The organism is Brevinematia bacterium, assembly GCA_039630355.1.
GTDB lineage: Bacteria > Spirochaetota > Brevinematia > DTOW01 > DTOW01 > SKYB106.
The window spans coordinates 1-6,775 of record JBCNVF010000106.1 but is presented as its reverse complement, the minus strand read 5'-3'; the positions used below and the strand labels follow the sequence as shown (position 1 = coordinate 6,775).

Sequence of the window (6,775 nt, the reverse complement as noted above, 5' to 3'; positions counted from 1 at the left end):
AAAAATAGACAAAGAAGAACTTGACCAAGGAACAAAGGAAGCACTTGAAAGGGTAAAAGAAGAGTTTGAAAAAGTAGCGGTAAAAGAAAATGGTTTGAAAAATGCGATAGAGAAAGGAAACTATGAGCTTGTTGATTATGTCTTAAGAGCAACTGAAGATTACCTTATAACGGATGATGACCTAAAACCCTTGTTTAAGTTGAACTCTAAAAAACTTCTCCTTCTAAAGGACAAACTTTCAACTCTTTCTCAAGCGGGAGATTACATAAACGGTATTGTCAAAGGAATTTCGGAAAGCAAGACACTTGAAGATGTTGTAAGAGAAGCCGAAAAACTAAAGTTCAGTGAAACCAATATTAAGGTTGCGATGAGTAAGGAGATAAAAGCAAGCATAGACCCAGACAAGATTGATTGGGGGAAACTCCACTCATATAGTTTTTTATCTTCAGACGAGGTTGATAATGTTGAAAGATACGTAAGGGCTGTGTATAACAGCATAGCGGAGCAAAACACAGTATGGCACAAGTTAGCAAGAAGACTTGTTAGTGCTATAAGAAACATAACCAAACACGATGAAGACAAGATAATAGAAATGATTGAAGGAAACTCTCCAAAAGCAAAAGACATTGTAAGAGACATTATTGTTTTGAAAGGGCTACCAAAACCTCTTACTGGCGATGGTATTGAAATTCCTAACATAAAAATGTCTGTAGATAATGAGATAGATGAGTTAGCAAGAAAAGCCGTCTTTAAAACAGGATTTCAAACCACTAGAACCGAGGGAGGAAAAAAGAAAAGAATATTTAATGTTGCTATAAGAGACTTAAACGTTTTGAAAGAAGCAAAAGCACCAACTTACGTAGATGAAGAGAGTGAGTTTGGAGACGAACTTGTTGAAATGGTTAGTGAGGCGACTGATGTCTTGACAGCACCAACACTACCTTTAACATACGCACAACTAAAGTATTATACTATTGGAGGTCTAACGGAAAAGTTGAGAGGAGTAAAGACGTTTGAAGATGCTATTGAAAGTGAGATAAACAAGTTTTCTGATGTTTTAGGGCTTGCAGAAGATGAAAAAAATCTTCTTCTTGCTAGAACTAAAGTTCCTGTAGTTGAAAAAGCGGAAGAAAAGTTAGGAGTGTTTGATAAAGCAATTTTGCAAAATCCAGTTCTTCGTGAAATGTTGGCAAGAAACGTAGTCTTAACTAACAACTTGGATGTAATGTTTGGGAAACTTTTTGCAGAGTTTATAAACAAAAAGGTATTGGACAACTTTAAGAAGTCTCTAGACCTTACACCATTTTCTAGGGACGAGCAGGATAAAATAAGGAAAGTAATTGACAGTATAGACCCTAAAGAAGTTGATTTTTCTAAAGAAATATCTGAACTTGCATCCAAGAGGCTTGGTGAGGTGTTTAATCCGAAAATATTTACCTTTTTTACTTTGTCTGCAAACAAACAAATCTATAAAACGATGATAGATGCTTTTAAGAGGGTTGGATGGCAAGAAGGGGACGATGACATTGTTTTAACTGTAATGAGTAATGCACTTAATACGATAAGGCAAAAGGTTAAGGATGTTTTTGTAGAAAAGGAGGTTGCTAAAAACGAAGCGCTAAAGGAACTTGAGGAAATAGTGCAAAAAGTATTTGACTACAAGGCACAAAAACAGCAATTGGAAACCGAAATACAACAAATAGAGAGCAAACTAAAGGAACTTAACGCACAGAAAACAAATTTAGCAAACAGGATAAAAGAAGCAAAAGAGATGAAAAAGACCTTGAAGGAAAAAGAAACCGAAGAGATTAAACAAGAAACAAGACTAGAAGTAAAACCAGAAGAAGTAAAAGTAGAAGAGACAAAACCAGTAGGACAACTGGAATTAGAAGAGGCTTTTAGAAAGTATGGAGTAGAAAACGATAAAGATATTGAAGGAATTCTAAAAGCAAACAACGGACTTTCAGAAGCAGATAACTTTGCAATATTCCTAGGTATTTTAAGTGAAGAAGGAGATACTATTGCTAGATTTAAGAAGTTTGCTGAAATTGACCCCGACAGAACAATTGAGTATTTGACAAAGATTCCTTTAACTATTCTGGTTAAAACGGAATCTGGAATATCCAAGGAAAAGAAACTTGAGCTACTTGAGAGTTTTAAGAAGGAAATTAGCAAGGCAGAAAACAAAAAAGAAGTTCTTGACAAATACATAGATAATGTCTTGTTTAGAATTGAAGTGTTTGAGGCTGGTTCTTCTTTTAGACAAACTAGAGAAAGGATAGGGAAACCAATACCAACGCTTACTAAAGAAGCAGAAGAAGCTAGTAAAACAGTAGAGCAAGCAACACCAGAAGTAAGGCAAGAAGAAGCAAAACCAGTAGAACAACTGGAATTAGAAACAGAACAAGTAGTTGAACCAGTTGATGAAATTACCAAAATGCTTGATGAAATGAAAAACATAACAAAAGAGATAAGCAAACTACAAAGACAGTTTGACAAGAATAAAAACAAGATAGCACAAGTAGAGGAAGAAATTCTTAAGAAAGAGAAAGTATTAAGCAAAGCAGAGAAAGAGGCTAAAGAATTAACCGAAACGATTGAAAAGATAAACAAAATGACGCTTAAGTGGAAGCAAAAGGAAGAAAAGTTGGAGCTAGAACAGTTTGATAAGATAAAAGAGGAATTTAAAAAAGCAATCATTACTCCATACAGAGCAATAGTGTTTGGTGTAGTAAATCCTGCACAGAAGTTGGAAAAGAAGATACAAAAACTTTTAGGTAAGAAGAGTGAGCAAGCTGTAAAAACTGTAGCAGAAGTGTTTGAAAAACTACAGAAACTACACACAGATATAAAGGTTGCTAGATTACAAAGTGAAGTAGCATTACAAGGAATAAGAGAAGAAGTCTTTGAAAAAGTATTAGAAACACTAAAACCTAACAAGACTATTTACCTAAAGAGTATAGTATCTGATAGAGTGTTGAATAATATAAACACAATAAAGGTTGATAATGTGTTTATAAGGGATGCTAGTGAAACACTTGAAGGTGTGGTAAAGGGAATAAGTTCTTTGAAAAGCGTTGCTGATGTGTCAAGAAGTTTGTCTAGGCTTTTAGGATACGTTGAGTTTGATAACCTAAACTACCTAGCAGATGGAATTGATGCCGTTATTATTCAAAAGAGTATAGACTTTTTGAGAGACGAAAAAACTGTGGTGAATCGCCTTGACAGGGTAAAGCAAGCAATAAGAAACTCGTTTGTTGTTAGTATGTCTCCAGTATCTGAGGAAATTGTTATGTCAGTTAGAACTAATATACACAAAAGAATGGAAGAGATACTGAGAAGTTTAGGACATGTTGCTGATGAAAAAGAGATGGTTCTCACTAACCTTGCACAGATGCTAAAAGACAAAGCAATAAAAATGGAAGGAGAAGTTAATCCAGAAAACATAACAAGAAAAGCAGTTGAACAATTTGTAGAATTTTTGCTTATGTCTGCTTCTAGAGAGTTTGTTGAGAAAGGGCTTGAAGCACTTGATGGTATAGGAGATATAAGTTTGCTCTTAAAAGACAAAAGCAAAATAAAGGACATTGTGTATAGAATATACTCGCTGAAAGACCCAAACTTAATACCTACATACAACTTGTTTAAGTTTGCTTTTTTAAAAGGAGAAGACTACGACAAAGGAGTTGAAGATGTAATAAAGGTGGTAAGGGAACTTAAAAACATACCAGAAGAAAGGAGTATAATAGAGAGCAACATAAATGCTATTTTTGGCTTATATGACGAACTCTTTCAGAAGAGCAACAAAAAAACCATGTTTGCTATACCGTTCCAAACTCTTGTTAAGAACATAAACAATGTTGGGACGACAGAAGAGAAAAACAAAGTTGTTGATGCATTTATTGAGGTAATGAGTTTAAAAGGAGACAAGGTAGTTCTTTCAAACCTTACTGACACTAACAGATACTTAATGCTACTTAACAGATACAGAACATTACCAGAGGATGTAAAGAATATCGTTAATAAATACGGATTTATGCAAATAGATATATTGCCAAGGGTTGCAACAGATACACAAGCCGTTGCTTTACAAGTTGCGTTAAGAAAGCACGAAAGAATATCAAAAAAAGAAAGTATGGAAGACCTTTTAAAAGACGACTTAAGAGCATTTAAACCAGAAGAAGACATAGCGAGTATTAACCTACTTATGTCTGCTAGGATACTTGAAGAAAAACAATACAACCTGAAGGTGATAAAGCAATTTCCAAAAGAACTGCAAGAGAATGTAAAAGAGTTTTTGTCAGAAATAGACAAGCAGTTATTTGCTAATATACTTAAGAAGCCAGAGCAAGAACAGGCAAAAGCAATTGCTAGTTCTTTTAAGAAGGGCTTTGGTAAAGGAACAAAGATAAACAGCATCTTGCTTAACAATCTTGTAGAAGCACTACTTTTTAAGTTCGTAAAAGCACAGACAAGAAGCATACTAAAAGACCAGATAAGAAGAAATTACAAAGCATACAGTGTTGCGTTGGGTGACATAGAACTTGGAGTAAGCAGTGGAATGAATGCAACAATAATAGCAAATATGCTTGATGGTAGTCTGAAAAACATACCAGATGAAGTAAGACCATACCTAACAAGTCTTATGAAAAAGGTTTTAATTGAAGGAAGACCAGAAGACAAATTCGCTATTACCGTTCATCAAAACGCAGAAAAATATACGGATTTGCTAAAGATGTTTAATATTAGCAAAAGTGACCAGACTGCTAACTATAGTGTGCAAGTCTATCTGAATTTTTCCAAGACCAAAGCACTTTACAAGAACTTGGACAAAACCGTTGATTTGCTGGAAGCAAAGATAAAGAGGAAGTATAACGACGATGCTGTAAAACTATATGGTATAGCAAAGGCTTTAGAAGAAGACAAAAGCATAATAGACACTTTAAGAGGAGCAGGATTTGAGATACCATCCGAAATTCCGAAAGTAAGCAAGGCAGAAGAAGTTATTGGAGAGGCTTACAAGGATGTTATACTTTCAATTGCGAGAAACAATCCAAGTGCTTTTAAGAAAATATCTTCTTTAAACGTTGATGTTGTAGCAAAGGATTTTTTGCAGTGGATACCAAAAAGTAGTGATGAAAAAGCGAAGTTTATTAATTTCGTAGATAAATTCTTGAAAGCACCAGCAACTACTTACTTTGCAGTTTATCCATTTACCAATGTATCTGTTTTCTATCCTAAAAGATTTTTGCAGGACTTAAACGATTATGTTATTTCGTTCATAATGCAAGAAACTAAAACAACAATATTTAGCGTTATAACGAAATTAAATGGCGTTATAAGAAGAGGGCTTCTTGCTTGGTTTCCATCGTTTTACTTACAAAATTTGATAGACAGTGTTATTAAAAATACAATGTATGGTGTGGATATGTCTCTGTATTCGTATGTTTTGGATTTTCTTATAAGAGGCGTGTCTGCTAGGAAACCAACTGCTTACCTAAAGGACATAAATCAAATGATAGCAAAAGAGTATCTTAACATAGGAGCAGGGAAGACTAATATAGTATTAACAATTAAAACAACAAAACAGGAAAAAAGTATAGACATAAGGAGCATAGTTATTGAGAGTAAAAACATGACAACAGCACAGACTAAATTTGCAACAGAAGTTATGGAACTTGTTAAAGAAGGGATACAGGATATGAGAATAACTGTAAATGGTGAAGAAAGAATACTCTACAGTAAGTATCCAAGAGTAAAGATAAAGGACAAAGAGGTTGATTTAAACATATACTGGGAAGAAGCAATGGCAAGTAAAGCAGTAGATTTCAACTTAACAGAACTTATGTTAAACAATAAGTCTTTGCTGGAATACATAAAGCGAAATCTTACAAAAGCAGATCAAAAATTATTTAAAGATGCACAAAAAAGACTACTTACAACTATAAATGGAACGATAGAGAGAATAAACAGGTTTGCATTTTATTTGGACAGACGACTAAAAGGATACACTATATCGGAAGCTATAAGAGAACTAGACAAGCTGCACTTTGACTACTCTCTAATTACTCCATTTGAGAGAAACGTTTTAAACGAAATCTTCTTCTTCTATACATTCTTTAGAAAAACGTTAAGCCTGACAATAGATATTTTTAAGAAGAGAGCAACAGTTATAGCAAATGCACTAAAGGTGAGGTATGGTTTAGAATCTGATGAAACAACTGTGGGAGAAAAGGGCTTTTTTGTTCCTGTTGGTGTAGAAGGGCAAAACATAATATACATAAACATATCAAGGCTTTTGTCTCCGCTAGCAAACCTAGAGACTGTTGAGAAAATATTCAAAAACATAGCAAAAACTGCGGAGTTTTGGAACGAGTATAACAAAGTAAGAAGTGGAGGTGGTGAAGAGACTGTAAGCGTGTTTTCGGAGGTGCTTGCTGATAGTGTAATTGATAGTATGGGGATAGTTGTTGGGGAGTTTGTTAGAATGGCAAACCCGTTTTTGAAACTAGGGCTTGCAACAACAGGTGTTGGTGTAAGTGGTTATGCAGATTACTTTCCGTTAGGACAAACCCAAAGACCTCTAATAGTCTTGGGAGACAAACTCATACCAATATCGGATACTCTTATGTTCATTTTGTCTTCGTTCATAAGAAGCAACCCTGCATTCGGAGGTGGTTCTGTAGAAAACTTTATCCTTCCGTTTTCTCTTATAAAACTAAATGTTCCATCAGAGCTACTCAGACTTGAAGAAGGAAAGATAAAGTATTCTACC

Annotated in this window: 1 protein-coding gene; it reads left to right on the top strand. The window is 34.6% G+C overall.

Annotated features, from left to right (window positions below; translation table 11 throughout):
• A partial coding sequence (locus ABDH28_07095) for a hypothetical protein (protein ID MEN2998781.1) occupies nucleotides 1–6,775 on the top strand: 6,775 nt, incomplete at both ends.